The sequence below is a fragment of the Streptomyces sp. NPDC002868 genome, from assembly GCF_055563295.1.
In genome coordinates this window covers 82,849-106,639 of record NZ_JBVHDR010000004.1, presented here as the reverse complement: position 1 = coordinate 106,639, position 23,791 = coordinate 82,849, and the positions used below count along the sequence as shown (strand labels likewise).

At 70.7% G+C, this 23,791-nt stretch carries 22 protein-coding genes, 1 tRNA gene, 1 other RNA gene and 1 pseudogene; 12 read left to right on the top strand and 13 right to left on the bottom strand.

What is annotated here, in order from left to right:
* Positions 1–25 precede the first annotated feature (25 nt).
* Positions 26–1,168, top strand: a complete 1,143-nt coding sequence (locus ACZ3H8_RS14500; RefSeq protein ID WP_467402272.1) for an acyl-CoA dehydrogenase family protein — start codon at positions 26–28, stop codon at positions 1,166–1,168.
* Here ACZ3H8_RS14500 and ACZ3H8_RS14495 read toward each other — a convergent pair.
* The 3 genes from ACZ3H8_RS14495 to ACZ3H8_RS14485 are packed head-to-tail and all read right to left on the bottom strand — an operon-like array spanning position 1,165 to position 3,293.
* Positions 1,165–2,091 carry a sugar ABC transporter permease gene (locus tag ACZ3H8_RS14495; protein WP_467401495.1) on the bottom strand — a complete coding sequence of 309 codons (927 nt, stop codon included), beginning with the start codon at positions 2,089–2,091 and terminating at the stop codon, positions 1,165–1,167. The two genes, ACZ3H8_RS14500 and ACZ3H8_RS14495, sit on opposite strands and share 4 nt — an antisense overlap.
* The gene (locus tag ACZ3H8_RS14490) at positions 2,088–2,315 is read right to left on the bottom strand and encodes a hypothetical protein (RefSeq protein WP_467401493.1); all 228 of its coding nucleotides are present in this window, start codon (positions 2,313–2,315) and stop codon (positions 2,088–2,090) included. Before ACZ3H8_RS14490 ends, ACZ3H8_RS14495 begins: the two co-directional genes overlap by 4 nt.
* A 51-nt stretch (positions 2,316–2,366) precedes the next feature.
* Positions 2,367–3,293 carry an MFS transporter gene (locus tag ACZ3H8_RS14485; RefSeq protein ID WP_467401491.1) on the bottom strand — a complete coding sequence of 309 codons (927 nt, stop codon included), beginning with the start codon at positions 3,291–3,293 and terminating at the stop codon, positions 2,367–2,369.
* A gap of 205 nt (positions 3,294–3,498) precedes the next feature.
* Here ACZ3H8_RS14485 and ACZ3H8_RS14480 point away from each other — a divergent pair, with 205 nt between their 5' ends.
* The 3 genes from ACZ3H8_RS14480 (at position 3,499) to ACZ3H8_RS14470 (ending at position 5,508) form a co-directional block, all read left to right on the top strand.
* Positions 3,499–4,119, top strand: coding sequence for a hypothetical protein (locus ACZ3H8_RS14480; protein WP_467401488.1), 621 nt, complete (start codon positions 3,499–3,501; stop codon positions 4,117–4,119).
* A 140-nt stretch (positions 4,120–4,259) separates the two neighbouring features.
* Positions 4,260–4,868, top strand: coding sequence for a sigma-70 family RNA polymerase sigma factor (locus ACZ3H8_RS14475; RefSeq protein ID WP_467401486.1), 609 nt, complete (start codon positions 4,260–4,262; stop codon positions 4,866–4,868).
* Positions 4,869–5,055: 187 nt separating this feature from the next.
* Positions 5,056–5,508: a DUF7144 family membrane protein gene (locus ACZ3H8_RS14470; protein WP_467401483.1), complete on the top strand. Its 453-nt coding sequence runs from the start codon at positions 5,056–5,058 to the stop codon at positions 5,506–5,508.
* 49 nt (positions 5,509–5,557) lie between these two features.
* Here the strand turns inward: ACZ3H8_RS14470 and ACZ3H8_RS14465 are convergent, their stop codons facing one another.
* The 8 genes from ACZ3H8_RS14465 to ACZ3H8_RS14430 all read right to left on the bottom strand — a co-directional run bounded on the left by ACZ3H8_RS14465 (position 5,558) and on the right by ACZ3H8_RS14430 (position 10,667).
* Positions 5,558–6,292, bottom strand: a complete 735-nt coding sequence (locus tag ACZ3H8_RS14465; RefSeq protein WP_467401480.1) for an SDR family oxidoreductase — start codon at positions 6,290–6,292, stop codon at positions 5,558–5,560.
* Positions 6,293–6,463: 171 nt separating this feature from the next.
* Complete coding sequence (locus ACZ3H8_RS14460; RefSeq protein ID WP_467401478.1) at positions 6,464–7,054, bottom strand: TetR/AcrR family transcriptional regulator; 591 nt, start codon at positions 7,052–7,054, stop codon at positions 6,464–6,466.
* A gap of 87 nt (positions 7,055–7,141) precedes the next feature.
* Complete coding sequence (locus ACZ3H8_RS14455) at positions 7,142–7,519, bottom strand: DUF5994 family protein (protein ID WP_467401476.1); 378 nt, start codon at positions 7,517–7,519, stop codon at positions 7,142–7,144.
* 158 nt (positions 7,520–7,677) lie between these two features.
* Complete coding sequence (locus ACZ3H8_RS14450) at positions 7,678–7,830, bottom strand: hypothetical protein (protein ID WP_307662460.1); 153 nt, start codon at positions 7,828–7,830, stop codon at positions 7,678–7,680.
* Between the two features lie 5 nt (positions 7,831–7,835).
* Entirely contained in the window at positions 7,836–8,453 is a 618-nt protein-coding gene (locus ACZ3H8_RS14445) for a DUF5994 family protein (RefSeq protein ID WP_467401473.1), read from the bottom strand.
* A 173-nt stretch (positions 8,454–8,626) separates the two neighbouring features.
* Complete coding sequence (locus ACZ3H8_RS14440) at positions 8,627–8,797, bottom strand: hypothetical protein (RefSeq protein WP_307662462.1); 171 nt, start codon at positions 8,795–8,797, stop codon at positions 8,627–8,629.
* A 59-nt stretch (positions 8,798–8,856) separates the two neighbouring features.
* A complete protein-coding gene (locus tag ACZ3H8_RS14435; protein WP_467401471.1) occupies positions 8,857–9,213 on the bottom strand; it encodes a PRC-barrel domain-containing protein in 357 nt (118 codons plus the stop codon).
* Positions 9,214–9,428: 215 nt separating this feature from the next.
* Positions 9,429–10,667: a PP2C family protein-serine/threonine phosphatase gene (locus tag ACZ3H8_RS14430; RefSeq protein WP_467401469.1), complete on the bottom strand. Its 1,239-nt coding sequence runs from the start codon at positions 10,665–10,667 to the stop codon at positions 9,429–9,431.
* Positions 10,668–11,366: 699 nt separating this feature from the next.
* Here ACZ3H8_RS14430 and ACZ3H8_RS14425 point away from each other — a divergent pair.
* Entirely contained in the window at positions 11,367–11,585 is a 219-nt protein-coding gene (locus ACZ3H8_RS14425; protein WP_467401468.1) for a hypothetical protein, read from the top strand.
* 203 nt (positions 11,586–11,788) lie between these two features.
* Here ACZ3H8_RS14425 and ACZ3H8_RS14420 read toward each other — a convergent pair.
* Positions 11,789–12,052, bottom strand: a pseudogene (locus tag ACZ3H8_RS14420) (MmyB family transcriptional regulator); the annotation flags it as partial.
* Between the two features lie 357 nt (positions 12,053–12,409).
* Here ACZ3H8_RS14420 and ACZ3H8_RS14415 point away from each other — a divergent pair.
* Positions 12,410–12,532: a hypothetical protein gene (locus ACZ3H8_RS14415; protein WP_467401465.1), complete on the top strand. Its 123-nt coding sequence runs from the start codon at positions 12,410–12,412 to the stop codon at positions 12,530–12,532.
* 147 nt (positions 12,533–12,679) lie between these two features.
* Entirely contained in the window at positions 12,680–15,727 is a 3,048-nt protein-coding gene (locus ACZ3H8_RS14410) for a hypothetical protein (RefSeq protein WP_467401463.1), read from the top strand.
* Between the two features lie 426 nt (positions 15,728–16,153).
* On the opposite strand, the gene ACZ3H8_RS14405 is transcribed toward ACZ3H8_RS14410, so the two are convergent.
* Positions 16,154–16,241 (bottom strand) — tRNA-Ser (locus ACZ3H8_RS14405).
* Positions 16,242–16,313: 72 nt separating this feature from the next.
* On the opposite strand from ACZ3H8_RS14405, the gene ffs reads away from it, so the two are divergent.
* The 5 genes from ffs (at position 16,314) to ACZ3H8_RS14380 (ending at position 23,697) form a co-directional block, all read left to right on the top strand.
* An RNA gene (ffs, locus tag ACZ3H8_RS14400) (signal recognition particle sRNA small type) lies at positions 16,314–16,412 on the top strand.
* 108 nt (positions 16,413–16,520) lie between these two features.
* The gene (locus ACZ3H8_RS14395) at positions 16,521–18,752 is read left to right on the top strand and encodes a DNA polymerase III subunit gamma and tau (protein ID WP_467401462.1); all 2,232 of its coding nucleotides are present in this window, start codon (positions 16,521–16,523) and stop codon (positions 18,750–18,752) included.
* A 60-nt stretch (positions 18,753–18,812) separates the two neighbouring features.
* Positions 18,813–20,063, top strand: coding sequence for a phosphoribosylamine--glycine ligase (gene purD / locus ACZ3H8_RS14390; protein ID WP_467401459.1), 1,251 nt, complete (start codon positions 18,813–18,815; stop codon positions 20,061–20,063).
* A gap of 212 nt (positions 20,064–20,275) precedes the next feature.
* A complete protein-coding gene (locus ACZ3H8_RS14385) occupies positions 20,276–22,063 on the top strand; it encodes a M48 family metalloprotease (RefSeq protein WP_467401458.1) in 1,788 nt (595 codons plus the stop codon).
* A 173-nt stretch (positions 22,064–22,236) separates the two neighbouring features.
* Positions 22,237–23,697, top strand: coding sequence for a N,N-dimethylformamidase beta subunit family domain-containing protein (locus ACZ3H8_RS14380; protein WP_467401457.1), 1,461 nt, complete (start codon positions 22,237–22,239; stop codon positions 23,695–23,697).
* Positions 23,698–23,791 lie beyond the last annotated feature (94 nt).

Genomic DNA, 23,791 nt, shown 5'->3' with positions numbered 1-23,791 from the left:
CGGACTTCCCCCATGTCCGCCCGATATAAGGGAGTTGAGAGACCGGGTCGCTGACTTCGTACGGGACCGGGTCATGCCGCGGGAGCCCGTGCTCGACCTGGGCGGCCCGGACGCCGCCGCCGTGCTGTGCGGGCTCCGGCACGAGGCAAAGGAGCAGGGCCTGTGGGCGCTGCCCCTCCCCGCCGAACTCGGCGGCCAGGGGCTGTCCCTCCTGTCGTACGCGCATATCGCCGAGGCCGAGGGCGCCAGCGACCACGGGCCGGTCGTACTCGGCTCCGAGTCCCTGTTGGACGTGCTGATGCTGCGGCGGCACGGCAGCGCGCACGTACGCGACCAGTATCTGAAGCGGCTGGTCGAGGGCGAGATCCGCTCCTGCTACGCCATGACCGAACCCGAAACCCCCGGCACCGACCCCTTCCTCACCGAAACCCGGGCCGAGCCCGCCGTGGACGGCACGTGGCGCGTCAGCGGCCGCAAGTGGTTCACCAGCGCTGCCGCCGACGCCGACCTGGTCACCGTCCTCGCTCGCACCGACGGTGTGCCGCCGGACCGCGAAGGTCTTTCGCTGCTGCTCGTCGGCACGGACTCGCCCGGCTTCCGGGTGGTGCGCGAACTGCCCGTGCTGGGGGCGGGCGGCCAGTGGGAGATCGCCCTGGACGCGGTGCCCGTGGACGGCGATCGCCTGCTCGGCGAACGCGGCAAGGCCCTGGCGATCGCCGGCGAGCGGCTCCAGCTCGGCCGCACCCTGCGCTGTCTGCGCTGGCTCGGCCAGGCAAGCCGCGCCTTCGACCTGATGCGCGAGCGGGCGATCACCCGTACCCGGTCGGGCCGGTCAGGCGGACCGCTCGGTGACCTGCAGCTCGTCCAGCGCCATATCTTCGAGGCGTTGCTTGCCCTGCGCACCACCCGCCCGCTGGTGTACGAGGCGGTGGCGCACCTCGACGTCGGGCGCGACGCCCATGTGGAGGTGGGCCTGGCGAAGGTCGCGGCGGCCCGCATGCTCCAGCAGGTCGCGGACGCGGCGATCCAGGTGCACGGCGCGGCGGGTCTCGGCCCCGACACGGCGCTGCCCGCGCTGTTCCGCACGGGACGGATGGCGCGGATACTCGACGGCCCGGACGAACTGCACATCACTTCCGTGGCGCGGCGGGTGCTGCGTACATCCTAGGCGGAGTGGGCGTCGACGAGCCCCGTCAGCACGGCCAGTCCGAACGCCAGAAAGAAGCTGCCCCACACCAGTTCGTGCTGTGTGGCGGTGCCACTGCCAAAGTCGTAGCAGCCGTGCCGCAGCGCGCCGTTGGCCGCCAGATGTACGCGTACGAGCTCTTCCAGCACCGCGACGGCATGCTCGCGCTGCCCGAGTTTGAGCAGGGCCACAGCCGTGATGGCGGCGGCGGAGGTGTCGAGGGGTCCGTCGGGACGCTCCTCGGCAGCGAGCGGAACACGTCGCGAAGGCGTCAACTCCGGTGCCACACCACGAAGATCGGGCACGTCCAGGCACCGCAGTGCGTCCGCCACCGCGATCAGCAACCAGGCACGGCCACGGCTCCACCCGGGCGAGCCGAGTCCGAGATGCGCGCGCAGATGGGATTCGGCCGCTTTGGCGTTCACCGACGCGAGCAGTGGCACCATGCCCGGTGCGCCGTCCACGCGCGCCACGTGCCGGGGGTCGCCGAAGGCCGATCCCCAAGGAACCAGCCCGAGTTCATGGTCGTACGCATCGAGGCAGGCGCGTGCCGCGCGCTCTTGCAGCGCCACGGCCCCGGGATCGTCCGCGAGGGCGGTGCCGTACCAGAGGATCAGGCCGCGGGTCGCGGTGTCGGCCCCTACCCAGTCGGCGAGCCGCATCGTGGTGGCCCGGGCCGCCTCCCGGTCGCGTACGTCACCGGTGTGCCGGGCCCGCAGCCACAGCAGCCCCGCCCAGAATCCGCCGGTCCACGAGCCGCGCTTGGCCGTCGTCCACCGCCCGGCCTCCTGGTCCGCGTACAGGGGGAATCGGTCGCCGACTTCGGTCCGGGTCACGGCGACCCGGTCGAGGACCCTGGCCAGGGCGGGCTCGGCCCAATGCGGCGTATTCAGCGGCGTACTCACGCGCGCGCCTCGCGCCGGTCCCGTACGGCCCAGCACACCGCGACCGCACACGCCCCCGCGAACTCACCCGCGACCAGCACCCACCCGGGCCCGTAGTGCCCGGACTCGGCCAGCAGACCGAACAGCGGGGGTCCGACCGCGAACCCGGCGAAGAACCCCGCCGAGACCAGCGCCGAGTCCTGCCCCGCCCGCCCGGGCGCCGCCCGCTGCATGACCAGCACCATCGACACCGCGTTGGCGGCGACCGCGAAGACGCCGACGGCGACCGCCGCGACCTACGCCAGCGGGTGCACGAAGGACGCGCCCGCAAGCAGCAGCGCAGCCGCCACCGACCCCGCGGCGAGACCGCCCGGCAGCCACACGGCACGGCCGGGATGCCCGGCCACCTTCGACCAGCCCACCCGGCCCGCGACACCCGCGACACCCAGTACGGCCACGAGCGCACCGGCGGCCGTGGGGCCGAGGCCGAGCCGCTGCGCGCCGTACAGCGCCAGGTACGTATTGACCGACGCGATCCCGCAGCCCAGCAGGAGTGAGAAGACCGCGAGCCAGGCGATCGCGCCCCGGGGCACCAGCGACGAGCGCGGTCCGGCGGAGACCGGCGGCGGATCGGCGGGCAGTCCGCGCGCCGCCCAGAGGGCTGCCCCCGCGGCCGCCACCGCTGCCGTCCACACCGCGCCCCGCCAGCCCGCGACCCCGGCCAGCGCGGCGAGCGGCAGTCCCGCGGCGAACGCCCCGAGCTGTACGCCCGACTGCTTCATCCCGGTCACAGAGCCGCGCCGCTGGGGCGGCACCGTGGCCAGGATCGCCTTGTTGGTGGCCGGGTTGGCCAGCGCCTGCGGCAGCCCGCCGAGCGCGACCGCCGCCAGCAGCAGGCCGACGCCGGGCGCCGATCCGATCAGCGCCAGCGCCACGGCGGAGACGAGGAGCAGCGCGACCAGACAGCGGCGCGGCCCCACCCGGTCGACCACCCGGCCGCCGACCGGTGAGAGCACGGCCGCGGCGCCGAAGCCGATGGTCGTCGTCAGACCGAGCATGGTGGGCGATACATCCAGCTCGTCCACCAGCCGCGGGCCCAGCGCCCCGAGCAGGAACAGCTGCATCATCGAGAACGCCATGGCGCAGGTCAGCAGCGCCGTCGTGGCACTCGTCCGACGCCTCGTGCCCGCCGCGGCGCCCACCACTTTCTGCTCTGCCCCCACAGGCACCCTCTCCATCTGTTGCTGCCCCGGGCGGTTCCACCCGAGTGCCCGGGTCTCGCCAGTCGTGCCAGGAGTCGGCCGGACCGCCCCTCAAGTTCCCGCGGATTTCTATGGCTTGAATCACGTGCCCGAACCTCGAGCGGCGCTCGGGAAGTCCCGTATCCACCCTTGAAGAACTCGCGGCGAATGCAAGGATGAGCCCGCCATGATTGCTGGACGGGGTGTGCGCGCGGTACGGGCTGCGGTGTTCGCGGCCGTCTGCGTGCTGCTCGCCACCATCGGCCACGTGCTCATGTCGAAGGCGGGTCTTCCCTGGTGGGCGCCGGTCGCCGGAGTCACGGTGACCGGCGCGGCGGCGTGGTGTCTGGCCGGGCGGGAGTACGGCCTGTTCCCGGTTGTGGCCTTCGCCCTGGTCGCCCAGAGCGCACTGCACACCGCGTTCTCCTTGTCCCAGACGGCAGTTGAGCCCGCGCAGCCCATGCACCACCACCATGCCGGGTCCGCAATGCAGTCCATGGCATCCATGACACCGACCAGCCACGACATGAGCGGCATGTCGTCGACCGGAATGCTCGCCGCCCATCTGCTGGCCGCGTTGCTGAGCGGCCTCTGGCTCGCGTACGGCGAGCGGGCGGCGTTCCGGATCCTGCGCGCCGTCGCCGGCTGGCTCGTCGCACCACTGTGTCTGCCGGTCCGCGTCCCCGCGATGCCGCACCGGCCACGCGTCCGCCCGCGCCGGAACCGTGTCACGCGTACGCCCCGGCAGCGGCTGCTCGTTCACGTCCTCACTTCTCGGGGTCCGCCCGCCGGGACCGCTGTCAACTGACAGCCGGCTTCCCGATGCCGCCATGGGGTCAGCCCCCGGCGCTCGGGCATCGGCCGCGCCCTTCGCGTGCGGCCGTACGACTCACCGGGCCCGCAGACATGCCGGTCCGGATCCCGGATTCCCGAGAAGGACACCAGGCGATGAACGCTGCCCTCACCTCGACCATGCCGCGATGTACGACCGGTCACGACGACGCGATCACCGCGTGGGCGCTCGCCGCCCGCGGCGGTGACCCACTGGCCGTTGAGCGATTCGTGCGCGCACTGCACCGCGACGTACGCCGGTACGTCGCCTACCTCAGCGCGGACCCGCAAGCCGCCGACGATCTGACCCAGGACACCTTCCTCAGGGCGCTGGGCAGCCTGCACCGTTTCGAAGGCCGCTCGTCGGCCCGCACCTGGCTGCTCTCCATAGCCCGCCGCGCGGTGATCGACAGCCTCCGCTACACCGCCGCGCGCCCCCGGCTCGCGGACACGGACGACTGGCAGTCGGCCGCCGAGCGCGCCCAGTCCCGGAATCTGCCGGGCTTCGACGACGGCATCGCTCTGGCCGAACTCCTGGCGACCCTCCCGGACGAGCGACGGGAGGCGTTCGTTCTCACGCAGCTGCTGGGACTGCAATACGCCGAGGCCGCCCAGGTCAGCGGCTGTCCGGTGGGCACCGTCCGCTCCCGGGTGGCGCGGGCGCGCAGCTCCCTGATCGGACTGCTGCACGACGCCGAGCGCCCCGCCTGGCAGCCGCCCGCCTGAGGCGGTGTCACCTCGCCGCGTCCAGCCTTGCCCGCTGGCCCGCGGTCAGCTCCAGGTCCACCAGCCGACTGCGCTCTGTACCCGCACGATCACGCAAGCGCCGGTAATTCACCCGAATGGACGCGTCCGCGTGGTCGAGCGGGAGGCTCCCGCTCACGCTCGGAGTCATCCCGACCAAGGAGCTCTCATGGCACAGCAGGCATCGACCTCGTCCGGCACCACCCGGTCCCCCGCGCCCGCTCCCGGCCGCGGCCAGGCATGGGCGGCCGGCGGCACCATGTTCGCCGGAGTCCTGCTCCTCGTGGACGGCATCCTCGGCATCCTCAACGGCATCGCGGGCATAGCCGCGGACGACGTCTACACGCGCATCGGCAGCTACGTCTTCGAGTGGGACCTGACCGCCTGGGGCTGGATCCACCTGATCATCGGCGCGATCGCGGCCGTCACCGGCGTTGGCATCCTCAGGAACGCGGGCTGGGCCCGCGCAGTGGGTGTGGCGCTGGCGGGCCTCATCATCATCATGAACTTCATCTGGCTGCCGTACCTGCCGCTCTGGGGGCTCATCGGCATCGCGATCGGCATCTTCGTGATCTGGGCGCTGTGCGCGGACTGGAACGCGAGTTCCCCGCGCGTGGAGTAGGCACGGACCTCTGCCGGCGGGCCCCCGTCGGCAGAGGGAGGTATGAGCGTCAGGCGAGCCGGCCGCCGCCGTCGACGTGCAGAACGGTGCTGACGAAGGGATTGGCGATCGCGTACAGCACGGCCTGGACCAGATCGTCGGGGGTGCCGACCCGCCGCGCCGGATTGCGCTCCGCGATGCCCCGCAGAAACTCCTCCTTGCGTTCGCCGAGGCCGTCCCAGGCCCCCGAGTCGACGATGCCGGGCGATACGGCATTGACCCGGACCGGCGCGAGCTCCACCGCGAGCGCCTCGACCAGAAAGGACAGTGCGCCATTGGTCGTGGCCATCACCACCCGCTCCGGGGCGGGCCGCCAGGCGGCCACGCAGGAGAAGAAGGTGAAGGAGCCGCCCTCGTTCACCTGCCCCGCCAGATGCTTGGCGAGCAGCAGCGGACCGATCACCTTGGCCGCGAACGCGCGCTGCACTGCGGCGAGTTCAAGCGTGGCGACCGGACCGTTGGCGGGCATCGCCGCCGTGGAGACCAGATGGTCGAAGGCGCCCGCCTGCGCGGTGAGGGCGGTGATCGAGTCCTCGTCGGCCAGATCGACCGGCTGTATCCGCGCCGGCCCGGCAAGACCGGCCGCCGTCTTCTCCAGCTTCCCCGCATCGGGCCCGGCCAGGACCAGCTCGGCTCCCGCTGCCGATGCGGCCTCGGCGAGCTGCCTCCCGACGTGCGAGCCGGCGCCGACGACGATCAGCCGCCGCCCGTCGAGGGTGTCCTTGGCAGTCGCGATGGTGGTCATGGCGCGTCCCTCAGCTGCGGTGCGGCCGCCGCTCTCCGCTGCGTACGGCCTGATTGATGCCACGACTCTGCGCCGCACCCCGCCCATACGTCCAAGACTTGCTTTCTACCGCAGCCATAACCCTTGGTCATGGCGGGGTGGGGTGCAGCCGGGCCCCGCTGGTGCCATGGTTCAGCCGTCGGCGTCCTTGAGCAGCTCGTCGGCTGTGCGGATCATGGTGTCCCGGACCTCGTCTCCGTCGAGGTAGCCGCCGACCATCGCGCCGTCTCGCAGCAGCAGGAGAGACGCCGCGGCCGGTACGGGGTCGGGGTGGCCGACGGCACGCAGCAGGTCGGCGACCGCCCCGCGGAACCAGGTGCGGTGCTCGGTGATCAGGAGCCTGACCGGGTGGGCCGGGTCGGGGTACTCGGCTGCGGCGTTGATGAAGGGGCAGCCGCGGAATCCGGCACCGCACACTTCATCGGCCAGCCACTCGACCACGGCGGCAAATGCCTCGCGGGGGTCCGGGGCCTTCGCGGTCGTGTGCTCGACCTGGGACCGGATCTCCGTGTCCCGCAGGCGGAGGTACTCGACGACCAGGTCTTCCTTGGAGGGAAAGTGCCGGTAGAACGTCGCTTTGGTCACCCCGGCGGCGGCGATGAGGCGGTCGACGCCCACGGAGTGAATGCCCTCCGCGTAGAACATGTCCGCCGCAGCCGTGACGAGGCGAGTACGGGCGGATGACCTGGAAGCGGGGGCGGGTGGGGTGGACTGAGCGGACATGCCTCCCACGCTAACAGACCGGTCTGTCTCCTCTGGCTTGACAGCTGACGGACAGGGGAGTTCTGCCATGTAGACAGAACGTTCTGTCTACATGGCAGTCAAGAGGAGTATCTGCTCCGCTGACGTGCAGTTGTCGTCCTGGACCGCCATGGTCATCGCGGCATGGGCGGCGTGGGCGTCGGCGTGTGGCGGGATCACCAGGAAGGAGAAGTGGTCCTGAGGCCCGCGAGTGATGATCATGGTGTGGTCGTCGACGGCTGACCAGTCGATACGGACTGTGCGGTCGTCGATGACCAAGTGGCCGGGAGCGTGGTCCCAGGCGCTTGCGTCCAGGCCGACGCGTGCGATGGGTCCCAGTCGGGTGGTCAGGGCGACGATCAGGCCGGGCAGTTGGGTTTCGATGGCGCGGGAACGTGGCCACCACGCGCCGTCGAAAAGCCCCACCCGGCTGGAGGTTGTCTCCATTCTCAGCACGGCCGCGCCGGGAGTTATCGGCTGATCGCTTGTGTCCGCGAGGAGCAGGAGAGGAGTCGGGGTGCCGGAAGTCGGGGTGCTGGAATCGGCAGTCATGGGTTGCTGCCGCTCGGAGGGCCCTTCGGCAAGGGCCGACTGCGCATGGTGGCTCACTTCCGGGCGCGACGTCGTGGCCACAGCCGTCCGAAGCCGCCGACACCATCGGCGATGCGTTCGCTGTGCTGGGCGTTGAGCATGTGGATCGCGAGCGCGCCCAGAGCGATCATCGCCGTGATCACGAGGATGGTGACGAAGGTGCCCATGATCCTCACTTGCCTTCCGTCGGATCCGGTATCTGTGCGGTGACTGCCTGGGCGGCAGTGACTGCCTGGGCGGGTGATCGTGAGATCCGGCGGCCTGCTCCATGGCCGCCTTCGGAGTCCCAGACCCGCTCCCGGGTCGAGTCCCAGTCGGCCTCGGCCGCGATCCGGAAGAACTCTGCCTCCTGGATCAGGCCGCTCGCGGTCAGGACGCGCAACGGGTCGGCGGCGGCGGTCATGAGCCGGGCAGCTGTGTCGGGGCTGGTCTCCGGTGGGATCACGAGCAGGTCCCAGCGGCCGGCGGTATAGGAGAGCAGCAGCAGTTTGTGGGGGTCCTGCTCGGCCTTGAACCAGCCCACGTGCACCAGATGCCCGGCGACGGGCACCCGGCGCGGGATGACCGGCCAGAAGGTGGGGTTCACCGTGACGCGAGTGATCCGCCCCCACAGCGGGTCCAGTACGGCTGTGAGCGCGGGAAGTTCAGCGGTCAGGTCGCGGGAGCGGGGCCACCACGCACCGTCGATCAGAGTCGGAGCGGTGCCGGCCGGCGCCAGCGTGAGTCGCAGCGGCAACGAAGAAGAGGCCCGCTCTTCGACCGCGGGCTTATCAAAAATGGTCGCGGTCATGACGCAGACCCCGCTCCGGGCCGGTCGGGACCGGCCCGGTGTTGTGAATCGCCGGGAACGACACGAACGTGAAGGCTCGTATGCGAAATGTTCTCGGTAACTCCAAGGTACTCCTGGCCAACCCCCGCCGGACAGATGCCGAGCAGCGGGTTGAAGGCCTTGCGGGAGCCCCGTCAGCGGATGGGACGCCGCCCGGCGCGCCGGGACCACTGCACGGCAATGAACGCCACATCGGCCACCAGGAGCACGATGCCGATGATCAACAGATAGCCCAGGCCCTCTGCTGCCACACCGATAATTCCCAGTACGACGGCCACCAGGACGAGAAGCAGGAAGAGCACCATCACCCGAACACCTCCTCTGTGCTGAGCTGAGCTGTGCTGGTTGTACTGAGCACGGGCGGTCAGCGCCGCGCGAGTTGCCGTTCGCCGTTGGCGCCCTGCCGGTAGGGCAGGCCGTAGTGCTGGAAGATCGACTCCTCCTGCTCGGCGGGCAGTACGTCGTCCGTGCCGATCGAAGGGGCCTTCCTCACCAGTCCCCTGGCGTAGGCGACCCTGATGTAGCCGGGCCCGAGGATTGCCTCGTCGAGGGGTACGAAGACCAGCCGCTGGCGGCTGAGTAGCCCGGTCCGGACGGTGGCCATGGCCGGTTCGTCGGTGGTGGTGTCCACGTAGATCGCTTCGAGCACGCCGATCTTGTGCCCCTTCGGGTCGACGACATCGTGATTGCGCCACTCGCGGATGTCGGCTGCCTGGATCATGCACTCTCCTTCCTGAGCGTGCACCGGTCGGATGTCCCTCCGAGCTTGCCCCGAAGGCGAGTACGGCGTCTGCCGTGGTGTCGGCCCGAACAACGGCCCCGGCGTATACACGCCGGGGCCGCCCTTCCGGGCGGTTGCACGTGAGAGTGCACCAACCCAGAGTCAAGCCTACTGCTCCGAGCACATCATTTCCGTATTTGTCCTGCCGCAGCCGCTCAATCGAGGATGGCGAGATGATCGGCGTCGCCGCCGCGCCACTCGATGAGGAAGATGGTCGCGTCGTCGGTGGTGATGCCGCCTCGTTCCAGTTTCAGCGCGTGGGACAGCGCGCGCACCACCGTCCGCACCGGACCGTGGTCACGGACGACGCGGTTGGTGAACTCGATCAGCTGTTCCTCACCGAACTGTTCCCCGCCGGCTTGGTGCTCCTCGACCAGGCCGTCGGTGAAGCACAGCACCCGGTCCCCGAGTTCCAGCATCCGCTCGCTGACTAGCGGCTGCTCACCGCCGAAGCCGACCGGCAACGTGGTCGGGCTCTCCAGCCGGTCCACCACGGCGCGGTCGCGGATCAGCAGTGGGGCCGGGTGGCCGGCGTTGACCCATTGCAGATGGCCCGTCGCGATGTTCAGGCACATCATCTGCGCGGTGACGAAGTGGTCAGGCCCGAACTGCTCGTTGATGGCTCTGTCCATGAACTCGTACACCTGGGACAGATCGGTGTTGGCGCGTCGGGTGTGGCGATAGGCGCCGATGGCCACGGTCGCCATGGTCGCGGCGCCCAGAGAGTGGCCCATCGCGTCGATCATGGCCACGTGCAGGATGTCGCCGTTGAGGGCGTAGTCGAAGCTGTCGCCGGCCACGTCGTAGGCGGGTTCCAGAATTCCGGCCACCTCGACCTGCGGGACGGTCATCGACAGCGGGGGCAGCAGTGACCACTGGATCTCGGCGGCCACGTTCATCGGGGCGCGGCGGCGGGCCTGGAAGAACTCGTCCGTGTAGGCGTCCTTGGTGACGATCATGTCGGCGACCAGACCGGCGAGCCTGCGCAGCAGCCGCCGGTCGTCGTCGTCGACGCTGTCCAGGGTGACGACCATGACCCCGATCTGGGCACTGCCGTCCAGCAGCGGCAGATACATCCGCACACTGCCGTCCTGTGGCACCTCTACGGTTGTGCGGTTCAGGAACGCCGTTCCGGCGGAGGAGTCCTCGATCGGTTCGGGGTCACCGACCGTCAGCCGTCGGCCCGGCAGCGGCACCAGGAACATTTGCTCGTAGTCCTGCAGGAGGATGGAGAGGTCCCGGCCACCGATCCTGGCCACCTCTTCGGCGACGAGCGGGGCAATCAGCTGTGGCGGCATCTCGTGAGCCCGGTCCAGCAGCACACCCAGCAACCGCTCACCGAATCCCTCCGATCGGTCCACCTCGACCTTGCTCGGCTCTCGCTCACCCTCCATTGTCTCTGCCTGTATCCCTTCGTCCCGCTGGTCGGGGACCTCCTGGCGGCTGTCTACAGCCTGGCACCGCCAACCGGCCGAATACACCCATTGCGCCAAAGGCGGCATGTCACACCCGGTCAGGACAGGCACGTAATCCGGTAGAAACCGGCACCGGAAGCCTGTCGAAATTCCTTCTTTTGCGACAGTGCATCGTCGGGGGGCGTTTTCCGCGTGACAGAGTCATTTCCTCTTTGCTGTCCACCGGGAGTGGGGCGGCATATGCCCCAGGGAGCCTCACGGCTAAATGCCGTTTTCGGTTCACCTGTACATCCATAAGCAGAAGATGCGGACATCTCGCGCCATCTCCCCTCACTGGGTATCCGTCGAACCGTAAATGCAGATATGCCCAGCCGGGGTCGTGTGCAGGGCTTTTCCGTGAGTGTTGACCAGTAGATTCCATGCGATGGGGTTCGTCACCGACTGGCGTTCGAAACTGCACTTCAGAGGCATGTTGTGGTGACGAAGTGTGCACCCGGAAAAGACCGGACAGTAAGTTGCCCGGCGGTCCGTTGGCGTGATTGCATCTGCGGGGTGCGGGAGTCTAATTATTGGTGCCCGGTTTCGGGCACAAGGCGACCGTTCACCCGGCCTTTGCTTTTCCGTAACCGGGCCGGCGTCACTTCAGGAACCCCAGAGCATTGAAAGGAAGGGAAAGTCATGCGTAAGGACTTCACCCCTCAGGTCGAGACCGGCGAGATTTCCGACAGCGAGCTGGACAACATTTCCGGTGGTATGGCCAGCGCCGGTGCCGATGTTGCCGGCCGCGGCGCCTCCGTGAGCGTCGGCGACGTCGTCGGGACTGTCCAGTCCCTCGCGCCCGCCCTGCCCGTTTCGCAGCTCTCCAGCCTCGTCACGGTGCAGACCGCGGGCATCTGACAGCGACTTTCGCGACAAGGTGTTATGGCCGGGAGTATTACTCGACCCACCGGTGCATCTGAATACCAATAGGGTTGGCCAGGACCCCGGAACCTCCAGTTCCGGGGTCCATGCATTTCGCGGAGGGGTTTTATGCGCGGATGCGAGGGGGAAGGCGCGACGGGTATCGCAGAAGTGCCGGCGTGCATCGTCGGGCACGCGCGTCACCCGAACATCTGCGAGCCCACGGCGGCGAGCAGCTCCAGGGCCTGGTGGTCGGGTGCGCCCGGCGCGGCGGTGTAGACGACCAGGCGCAGCGTCGAACCCGCGGCCTCCAGCACATCGCAGTCGAGCGTCAGCCGCCCGGCCTCGGGATGCTCAACCGTCTTGAGCCGCGAGGTGCTCGCGGCGACGTCAGTGCGCGCCCACAGTTCCGCGAAACGCGGGCTGACCGAACGCAGTTCGTCGACGAGCCCGAGCAGGCAGGAATCGCCGGGAACCGTTCGACGCTCGCGGGCAGGCCGACGACGGCGTACGTCTCGAAGGCCGCGGCTTCGTCAGGCGTACGGATCACCCGCGAGGGACGCCCGGTGAAGTGCCGGCGCAGGACGTCCGATTGTCCCGCGGTGCGTGGGCCGCCCCCGCGGTTCGCCTCACCCGGCCCTGCCGCGCGACTCGTCTCGCCTTCACCGGGGACGGCCCCGCGCCCACACACCTCACCTGGGCGAACGGGACGAGCTGCCGCCGCCTCGTCTCAACTCGTCCACGGCGCTTTCCCGTCCGGGAGTGTGGGTGTGTCGGGCCGGCCACCTGCCGGTCGAACGCACCGAGACGGGAGACCTGTCATGCCCCGACGACCACTGAGCCGTCGCGAGCGACTGACCCTGATGGGAATCATCCTGGGCAGCCTCGTTTCCGCCGTCGCGGGAGCGGCCACCAGCGAGGCCTTGAGGATGCTGCTGCCGTGAGCAAGCGAACTCGAAACGCCTTGGCACATGCCCTGACGCGCCCCCCGCTCCCGTACAGCAACGAAGGCGCGGACGACGAATGCCCTGCGCCCTTGGCAATCCGTCACCTTGCGTGTGGCGTCGGTTCCGATACGCAAGGATGCTTCGATGACCGGTCACAGGAGTAGTCCGCGGCAGGGCAGCCAGCGGTGCATCCCGCAGCCCCGGGCCGTGACCCCGGCGGCGCTGCGTGACTTGAAGGACTACGTGTACCAGCTCTATGTGGAGGCCGGGACACCGCCCGTGCAGCACATAGCGAGTGAGATCGAGAACGACGACACGTTCCGCGGCAGCCCTTCGAAGGCAACGGTCCACCGGATCATCGGCTCAGAGGAACTGTTGGCGGGACAGGAAGACGTCGTCTCCGTAGCCGTGCTGCTGGCACGCGAAGCGGGCAAGGACGCAAGCGAGGTGGAGACCCGGGTCAAGAACATGTGGGTCGCCGCCCGGCTCGCACAGCCTCTGGGGACCCCGGTGAAGGACCTCGATCCGTTCGCCCTGGAGGTACACCGGGCCATCACCGTGCCCGGTCAGGAGTCGCTGCCCACGCTGCCCCGCTACGTCGAGCGGGATCACGATTTCGCGCTGAGCGAGGTCGTGGACCGGGCGGCAGGTGGCGAGAGCCTCCTTGTCACGTTGGTCGGGGAGTCCTCGACGGGGAAGACCAGGGCCTGCTGGGAGGCGTTACGCCGACTCCCTGAAGGATGGCGTGTGTGGCACCCCTACGATCCGACTCGCCCCGATGCCGCGCTTGTTCACATCGCGGAAGCCGGCCCACGAACCGTGATCTGGCTCAATGAAGCCCAGCACTACCTCCTCGCCCCGGACGCGAAGGCCGCCGAACGCATCACCGCTGGACTGCGCACGGCTCTCGGTGACCGACGGCGCAGCCCTCTACTGGTCCTCGCCACCATCTGGCCGCGATTCTGGGATCCTCTGACGGTCCCCTCCGCCACGGGCTTCGACGACCGGTTCGAACAGCAGCGCAAACTCCTCACAGGGGTTGGCCGGTACATCCTGGTGCCCAAGGCGTTTACCGACAGCGACATGTGCCAGGCACGTCGGGAGGCGGGCGGCGACCCACGACTGGCAAGTGCCCTGGCCGGCGCCACCGATGGGGAGATCACACAGTTCCTCGCCGGCGTCCCGAGGCTCATGACCCGCTATCGTTGCGCGCCCCCCGGCGCGGCAGCGCTGATCCATGCGGCCATGGACTACCGACGACTCGGACATGGCCCCGCGATGCCCCATGCGCTCCTCGCCGAGGCTGCCGAGGGCTACCTCACGGACCATGAACTCGGCTGCCTCGGAGACGACTGGCTGGATGCGGCTCTGGCGTACTGCGCCACGCCGTGCCACGGGGTTCCGGGGCCGCTGACAAGGATTCCGCGCAGGAGCAACGACGTCGGCGGGACGGCGTACCGGCTCGCCGACTATCTGGAACAGCAGGGCCGCGTGGAGCGTCGGCTGCTGTGCCCGGGGGCCTCCTTCTGGGAGGCAGCCGCCCGTCACTGCCACGGCAACGAGGACCGCGCCACGCTGGCGCAGGCGGCGGAGGCCCGTGGGCGGCTGCGTGCTGCCGTGGGTCTCTACGAGGTGGCGCTCCAGGACGGAAACACCGACGTGCAGCCCGACCTGGCCCGGCTCCGCGAAGGCGCGGGAGACATCGCCAAGGCAAAGGAGCTCTACGAGGCCGCCTTGAAGGCCGATCGCCAGGCGCGATGGGGGCTCGTCCGGCTGCGGGAAATCACAGGGGAGGTGGGGGAAGCCGAGGAACTGGCCAACGCGGCCGCCAACCAGGGCGACACCACCCCCCTGACGCGGCTGGCTCGGCTGCGGCAGGAGTCCGGCGACGAGGAGAGTGCGGAGCGCCTGATGCGCGCCGCCGCTGCCATAGGGGAGATCAGGACGTTTGCTGAGCTGGCCCGGTCCAGGGAAGGCGCGGGAAACCAAGAAGGAGCGGAGGAACTTGCCTTCACGGCTCTGACTCGAGCGGGCAGCACATACGCCGTGTCGGAACTGGTGCGCATGCGGGAGAAGTCAGGCGACGGCGAGGGTGCCGAGCGCCTGGTACAGGCCGCCGTCGCGCGGGGCAAGGTCCGCCCGGCGGTCAGGCTGGCCCGGATGAGGCAGCGGGCCGGCGACAGCGAGAGTGCGGAACGTCTTCTGGACCTCGCTGCCGGTTCAGGCAGCAGGTTCGCCCTGACCGAGCGGGCTCGCCTGCGGAGGAGGGCGGGAGACAGCAACGGGGCGGAACGACTGCTTCGTTCGGCTGTGCGCCAGGGCAGCACGATTGCCCTGACCGAGCTGGCTCGCCTGCGGGAGAAGGCGGGCGACGGGGAGGGAGCGCTGCGTCTGTACCGTGCCGCGGCCGATAAGGGCAGTACCGATGCGCTGGCCGCCCTGGCTCTGCTGCGGGAGGAGGCCGGGGCCAGTGAGGAGGCTGAACGCATGGCCTGCAGCGCCGCTGATGCGGGCAGTACCTTCGCCCTGCTCGAGTTGGTGTGGCTGCGGGAGAAGACTCGTGACCGTCACGGCGCAGAGCGCCTGGCGGACACCGCTCAGCGTGCGGGCAACACAGGAGCGCTCGTACTGCTCGCCCGGTTGCGTGAAGAGGCCGGGGACAAGAAGGGCGCCGAACATCTCGTGCTCCGTGCGGCTCTTGCCGGCCACAGCCTCGCGCTCAATGAGTTCGTTCTTCGGAGAGAGACGAGCGGCGACTGTGAAGGGGCCGAACGCCTGGCCTCGGCAGGAGGCAGTCAGGTGCTGGCCGAACTGGCCCAACTACGGGAGGTGGCCGGAAGGACTCAGGACGCGGAGCGTCTGTACCGTCTCGCGGCCGACCTGGGGGAGACCCGGGTGCTGGGCGAGCTGGCCCGTCTGAAGGAAGAGGCCGAGGACCACGAGGCGGCGGACGAGTTCGCCCGGAGGGCGGCGCACGCTGGTGACGTGGAGGCGTTCTCCGATCTCGCCCAACTGCGCGCCGGAAGAGGAAAGTTCCAGGACGCCGACCGTCTATACCGTGCCGCTGCTGATGCGGGATACGGCGAAGCGCTGACCCGGCTGGCGGAGCTGCGCAAGCGGTGGGACCCCGATTGGGAGAACCTGCTGCGATACGGCCTCACCGCCGACGGCGACGCGTCGAAGCCCTGGTGATCCACGCGCGCTCTGAGCTCGGGAATCACAGGCGACTCAACGCCGATCCGGCGCAGTTACACCGCTCGCGTCGCGAACGCGCCCTTCCTGCAGGACGGGGGTGGCCGAGGGCGAGGTTCGCGCCATTCGGCCTGGGCGGAGAAAGCCTCAGCCCAGGGCTCCCTCTGGTCGCCCTGACCGTGCCGGGCGACGCGGACCTCGGCGTGATCAAGGCGCTGCTGGTCCGTGGCCGGGAGGACCGAGGGCCAGAGCTGGGCATCGGCTGGGGGGATGGCTCCGCGCCCCGGCGGGGTCGACTATCGACCCTCGATCGGGCCACCTGCGAATCCGCCGAAGGCCGACCTGAGACAGAAACTGAGACGCAGAGCGACGAAGGCCCCGACCGCGGACGGTCGGGGCCTTCGTCGTATTGCCCGGTGAGAGCAATGGCGGAGGATACGAGATTCGAACTCGTGAGGGGTTGCCCCCAACACGCTTTCCAAGCGTGCGCCCTAGGCCACTAGGCGAATCCTCCGCGGCAAACAATACAAGACGTTGAGGAGTGCTAGCGAACTCGTTCCCACCCCCTGCCATCAGGTACCCTGTGCGGAGCCCCTCACGTGGCGCTATCTGACTGAACTCCCCCAGGGCCGGAAGGCAGCAAGGGTAGGTCGGCTCTGGCGGGTGCGTGAGGGGCGCTTGCGTTTGCGGACGGCGGCGGCGGACGCTGCCCGGCCCGGCCCGGCCCCGCCCGGCAGGGGCAGACATCGGTGGGCGGCGTCGCTTGTCAGTAGGCCCCGATAACCTCGTAGGCGTGTCGTCCCTTGCGCTGTACCGCCGCTATCGCCCCGAGTCGTTCGCCGAGGTCATCGGGCAGGAGCATGTCACTGACCCGCTGCAGCAGGCCCTGCGGAACAACCGGGTCAATCACGCGTACCTGTTCAGCGGGCCGCGCGGTTGCGGCAAGACGACCAGTGCGCGCATCCTCGCCCGCTGTCTGAACTGCGAGCAGGGGCCCACGCCGACGCCGTGCGGCGAGTGCCAGTCCTGCCGCGACCTCGCGAGAAACGGGCCGGGGTCGATCGACGTCATCGAGATCGACGCCGCTTCGCACGGTGGTGTGGACGATGCGCGTGATCTTCGGGAGAAGGCCTTCTTCGGGCCGGCGAGCAGCCGGTACAAGATCTACATCATCGACGAGGCGCACATGGTCACCCCGCAGGGCTTCAACGCTCTGCTGAAGGTGGTCGAGGAGCCGCCGGAGCACCTCAAGTTCATCTTCGCGACGACCGAGCCGGAGAAGGTCATCGGCACGATCCGGTCGCGTACGCACCACTATCCGTTCCGGCTGGTGCCCCCGGGGACGCTGCGCGAGTACCTGGGCGAGGTGTGCGGCAAGGAGAACATCCCGGTCGCGGACGGCGTGCTGCCGCTCGTCGTACGGGCGGGCGCGGGGTCAGTGCGTGACTCCATGTCCGTCATGGACCAGCTGCTGGCGGGCGCGACCGAGGAAGGTGTGACGTACGCCATGGCCACCGCCCTCCTCGGGTACACGGACGGGTCGTTGCTCGACTCGGTCGTGGACGCCTTCGCGGCGGGCGACGGGGCCGCGGCCTTCGAGGTCGTGGACCGGGTGATCGAGGGCGGCAACGACCCGCGGCGCTTCGTCGCCGACCTGCTGGAGCGGCTGCGGGACCTGGTGATCCTGGCCGCCGTGCCGGACGCGGCGGACAAGGGGCTCATCGACGCCCCGGCCGACGTGGTCGAGCGGATGCAGGCGCAGGCGTCCGTCCTCGGGGCTGCCGAGCTGAGCCGGGCCGCGGATCTGGTGAATACCGGGCTGACGGAAATGCGTGGCGCCACCTCGCCGCGGCTGCAGCTGGAGCTGATCTGCGCGCGGGTACTGCTGCCCGCCGCCTTCGACGACGAGCGGTCGGTGCAGGCGAGGCTGGACCGGCTGGAGCGGGGGGCGACGTTCTCGACCGGGGGTCCGGGGCCTGCGATGGGGTACGTCCCCGGGCCCGAGGCCCAGGCCCACGCGCCCGTGCCGCACGCACCGTCCGTACCAACCGCACCGTCCGCACCGCAGGGCGGCGGGTCGGCCGTCGCACGTCCGGCTGCCCAGGCACCCGCGCCCACCCCCGCGCCCGAGCCCGTCGCTCCCCCGGCAGAGCAGCCGCCCGCCGGACAGCGCCCCGGAGCCTGGCCCGCCGCGGCCGCAACGGGGTCCGAGGCCGGGCGGCGTCCCGGCGGCTGGCCCACGGCGTCGAGCCCTGGTCAGGGCGGCGGCCGCCCCTCCGCAGCCCAGCCCGCTCCACCCGCCCCGACCGCCCCGGCACCGGCACCGGCACCCACCCCCACCCCCGCCGCGCCCAGTGCCGGCCTGGCCCAGGGCGCCGTACAGGTACGGAACATGTGGCCGGACATCCTGGAGGCCGTGAAGAACCGCCGCCGCTTCACCTGGATCCTGCTCAGTCAGAACGCGCAGGTCGCAGGCTTCGACGGCACCACCCTCCAGCTCGGCTTCATCAATGCCGGCGCCCGCGACAACTTCACGAGCAGCGGCAGCGAGGAAGTGCTGAAGCAGGCGCTCGCCGAGCAGTTCAACGTGCAGTGGAAGGTCGAGGCGATCATCGATCCCTCGGGCGGCGTGGGCGGCCCCGGCGGCGGCACGCAGCCCCCGTCCGGCGGCGGTGGATACGGCGGTGGCGGCGGCTACGGCGGCGGCCGGCCCTCGTCGGCCCCGGCCCCGCAGGCCCCCGCACCAGCGCCCCGCCCCGCCCCGGCAGCCCCCCAGGCACCTCAAAGCTCACAGTCCTCCCCGGCGTCCCCGTCCGCCCCGGCCCCACAGGCCTCCGCCCCCGAGCCCTCGCGCGCCGCCCCCGCGCGCACCCCGCACACTCCCCAGCCCCCGCCCCCGGTCGCCCCCGAGGACGACGTGCCGGAAGAGGACGACCCCGACCTCGTCGACTCCGCGCTCTCCGGCCACGACCTGATCGTGCGCGAGCTCGGCGCCACGGTCGTGGAGGAATATACGAACGAGTAGGGGAGGCCGCCTCGGAGGCCCGTACAGGTCAGCCACTCCCGGGCGGTTAGGCTGGCTGCCGTGAAGGTCCTCGTCATCGGCGGCGGCGCCCGCGAACACGCCCTGTGCCGCTCTCTCTCCCTCGACCCCGACGTCACCGCTCTGCACTGCGCGCCCGGAAACGCCGGCATCGGCGAGGTCGCCCAGTTGCACCCGGTCGACGCGCTGGACGGCGCGGCCGTGGCGCGGCTCGCCACCGAGCTGGCGGCCGAACTCGTCGTCGTCGGCCCCGAGGCGCCACTCGTCGCCGGGGTCGCCGACGCCGTACGGGCCGCGGGCATCCCCTGCTTCGGCCCCTCCCGCGAGGCGGCCGAGCTGGAAGGCTCCAAGGCCTTCGCCAAGGACGTGATGGCGGCGGCCGAAGTGCCCACCGCCCGCAGCTATGTCTGTACGACGCCCGAGGAGATCGACGAGGCCCTCGACGCCTTCGGCGCTCCGTACGTCGTCAAGGACGACGGACTCGCCGCCGGCAAGGGCGTCGTCGTCACCGACGACCTCGCCTCCGCCCGCGAGCACGCGCTGGCCTGCGAACGCGTGGTCATCGAGGAGTTCCTCGACGGCCCCGAGGTCTCCCTCTTCGCCATCACCGACGGCCAGACCGTCCTCCCTCTTACGCCCGCCCAGGACTTCAAGCGCGCACTCGACGGCGACGCGGGCCCCAACACCGGCGGCATGGGCGCGTACTCCCCCCTCCCGTGGGCCGACCCCAAGATGGTCGACGAGGTCATGGCGACCGTCCTCCAGCCCACCGTCGACGAACTGCACCGCCGCGGCACGCCCTTCTCCGGGCTGCTGTACGCGGGCCTCGCGATCACAAGTCGCGGCGTACGGGTCATCGAGTTCAACGCCCGTTTCGGCGACCCGGAGACCCAGGTGGTCCTGGCCCGTCTGCAGACCCCGCTCGCGGGCCTGCTGCTCCACGCCGCCCAGGGCACCCTCGACCTCGAGCCGCCGCTGCGGTGGCGTGATGACGCCGCCGTGACCGTGGTCATCGCCTCGCACAACTACCCGGACACCCCGCGCACCGGCGACCCGATCGAGGGCCTGGACGAGGTCGCGGCCAAGGATGCGCCCCATGCGTACGTCCTGCATGCCGGGACCAGGCGGGACGGCGACGCGATTTTGAGCGCCGGCGGGCGGGTACTCTCGGTCACCGCGACCGGAAAAGACCTGACGCAGGCGCGTGAGCGCGCGTACAAGGCCGTGGCCCGGATCCGGCTGGACGGTTCCCAGCACCGTACGGACATCGCGCGCAAGGCCGCCGGGGAGTGAACCCCTAGCGCCTGAGAACCGTCATCACCTTTGACCAAAGCCATTCCATCGAGTGACGGCTGAGCCATCCGGATGACGCCCGTCGGAGCCCCAACTAGGGTGCGGCGCAGGCGTTCCGGCACTTGGCCCACCGGCATTGCGATGTCAGTGACGGGTGCCACAGTGGGGGAGTGAGCAACACCGTCGCAGGGCAGAGGGGGTGAGGTCCGGCCGTGTCCGGTACCGGTATCGGTGAGTCGATGGGCGCGCAGGCAGCGCGCTCCCGAGCTCTCGCCGTGCTGCGCATCCGCAGCAGGGCAGTGGCCGTGGCGCTGCTGCCCGCGGCCGTGGCCGTCGTGCTCCTCGTCGGCGGTGCCACGGGGCGTATAGGCGGCCAGAGTTGGGACGCCGCGCGCTTGGCCGTGACGGCCTTCGCGGTGGTCGTGCTGCTGCTCGCCGCGGCGGTCGCGGCCGTGATCGTACGAGCGAGCCCGGCGCTCAGCCCGACCGTCGAGCTCTCGGAGCGGGCGGCCCCTGATCTGTACCGGCTGGTGCGGGATCTGGCCGAGCGCCTCGAGGTGCCCGCGCCGTCCGCGCTGGCGCTCACCCCGGACTGCGACAGCTGGCTCGAGGACCGTTCCCACCCGGCCCATGCGATACGAAGCGGGCGCCGGCGTCGCACCGCCGAGGCGCCCGTGCTGGTGATCGGCTCGCCGTTCCTGTGGTGGATGCGGGTCGCCGAGCTGCGGGCGGTGCTGGCGCCGGTCGTCGCCGGGACCTCTCCCTCCGCGCACCCCGACATAGCCGCGGCCCGCCGTTTCGTACGGGGTCTGGACGCGGCGGTCGCCGTCGCCGCCGACCCCGGTCTGGGGCCGATAGGCAAGGTGGCGCTCGGCTTCGTCGGCGGGATAACCCGACTGCTGCTGCGTAGCTGCCAGGTGCAGGCAGCCGAGATGGAGCGGGGTGTCGCGGCCGCCGCGTCCGAGCGTGCACAGGCTGTGGATTACGGCCTGCGGATCGTCGCCCAGGAGCAGGTCGGCCTCGCCTACGCAGGCTGGGACCGGCTGCTGACCCGGGTCGCGCTGCCCGCCTGGCGGATGGGCCGCTGGCCGTCCCGGCTCGACGCGGGCGTCGTCTCCGCGCTGACCGAGCTCTCCCGCCGCGACCGCCTGGCCGAGGGCTTCGCCTCCCGGCTGGGCGAGCGGCCCGCCTGTGACCTGCTGGAAGAACCAGGCGCGGTCGACGAGGCCGCGTCGCTGCTGGCCGCCCGCCTCTTCCACGGCGGCCCGGCCGAGGCGGGCCCCGACTGGTCCCCGGTGGACTGGCAGCAGTACCCGGAAGAGGTCGTCGACCGGAAGTGGCGTACGGAAGCGGCCCGTCTCCACCGGGTGCTCGACGACCTGGGCGTGCCGCCGTCGGCCGGCCCGAACGGCCCGACGCTCGCCCGGGTGATGGACCATCTGTCCGGCCGGGGCACCGAGACCGCCCACAGTGGTGAGGCTGCCAAGACCGCCCACAGCGCCGAGGCCGGCGGCACCGCCGGCACCGCCGACAGCGCCGAGGCCGACGACACCGCCGGCACCGCCCACAGCGCCGAGGCCGGCGACACCGCCGAGGCCGGCGACACCCTGGCGGCCGGGATCAGCGCGGAGGTCGCCCGCGAGGAGGCCGTCCGCGAGGAGGAGGCAGCGGCTCCGCCGGTGCCCAAGAGCCCGGGGGACGCCCTGAACGGCTGGGGCGCGGACCCGCTTCCCCTCTTTCCCTTGCAGCCGCCCCGTACCGGCCGTGAGCTGCTCGCCGACCATGTCACCGCGATGGTGTGCTGCGCCGCCGTCGACACGGCGGGCGCGGCCCCCGGCCTCGACTGGCTCGACGGCCCGGCCCTGCTGATCAACGGCGAACGCCGCGCGGATCTGGCCGCCCGGGTCCTGAGCCTGACCGAGGACGGGGACGCGGCCCCGCTCCGCACCTGGCTCTCCGCCCTCGGCGTCCGCCCGGAAAAGCCGGTCCGCCTGGTCTGACCCCGCCACCCCCGGGCGGGCCCAAGGCCACCCCGCCCCCGGAACCCTGCGTTCCCTTCGCGCCAATTCGCGACGAACGGTGACGGAGTGAGTGCGTTATGTGATGTGCTGTAGACCGGCGCTGAACAGTCGGCGCATCACAGTTGTCCCAGGGCATCGAGGGAGGGCGCAGCATGGGGGCAGACCAGATCCGGCGATGGGAATCGGGCGCCCTCGCCCACGCCGTCACAGACCCTTTCGGTCAGGGCCCCCTGCCCTGGCTCCGCGGCAGCGAGCACTACTTCGACGACACCGGCCAGGTCGTCCCCTGGTACGTCGACCCCACCCTGGCCGGCGGCCGCTCCGGCGGGCCGCGTACCGCCGATGACGTACGCCGTCAGATCAAGGGCTTCACGTCCACCGGCGCCGTCGCCCCCGGCGAGGCGATCGACTTCCACATCACCGTGGACCCGCCCCAGCAGTTCTCGGTCGACATCTACCGCATCGGCCACTACGCGGGCGACGGCGCTGCCAAGATCACTACCAGCCCTCGCCTCTCCGGCATCGTCCAGCCGGCCCCGCTCACTGCCCAGCGCACGGTCTCCTGCCACCACTGGTGGCTCTCCTGGCGGCTGCAGATTCCTTCCTACTGGTCCATCGGCGCCTACGTCGCCGTGCTCACCACCGCCGACGGCTACCGCTCCCACATCCCCTTCACCGTCCGCGACGGCCACCCCGCCGACCTCCTGCTGCTCCTCCCGGACATCACCTGGCAGGCGTACAACCTCTACCCGGAGGACGGCCGCACCGGCGCCAGCCTCTACCACGCCTGGGACGAGACGGGCCGCCTGCTCGGCGAGGAGGACGCCGCGATGACGGTGTCCTTCGACCGCCCGTACGCCGGCGCGGGCCTGCCTCTCCACGTCGGCCACGCCTACGACTTCATCCGCTGGGCAGAGCGGTACGGCTACGACCTCGCCTACGCCGACACCCGAGACCTCCACGCCGGCCGCGTCGACCCCACCCGCTACCGCGGACTGGTCTTCCCCGGCCACGACGAGTACTGGTCGGCCCCCATGCGCCGCACCGCCGAACTCGCCCGCGACCACGGCACCTCGCTCGTCTTCCTCTCTGCCAACACCATGTACTGGCAGGTCGAGCTCGGCCCGTCCCCCTCGGGCGTCGACGACCGCCTGCTCACCTGCCGCAAGCGCCGCAGCCCGGGAAAGTCCGCCCTATGGCGCGAGATCGACCGGGCCGAGCAGCAGCTGCTCGGCATCCAGTACGCGGGGAGGGTGCCCGAGCCGCACCCTCTTGTCGTACGGAACGCGGACCACTGGCTCTGGGAGGCGACGGGCGCAGCCGAGGGCGACGAACTCCCCGGCCTGGTCGCGGGCGAGGCCGACCGTTACTTCCCGCGCACCGCGCTCCCCGAGCACCGGGGACGGATCCTGCTGGCCCACTCGCCTTACCAGGACAGCGACGGAGCCGTGCGCCACCAGGAGACATCGCTGTACCGCGCCCCCTCCGGCGCCCTGGTCTTCGCGTCCGGCACGTTCGCCTGGTCCCCGGCGCTGGACCGGCCCGGCCATGTCGAGACCCGCGTCCAGCGGGCGACGGCAAACCTCCTCGACCGCATCTGCAAACGCGATTAGGACCGACAGGACCGACCAGGACCCCCTGACCGGGCCCGCCCTCCCCGCATACGGGAGAATCGAGGCGACTGGCCCGCCCGTCTCCCACCACCGC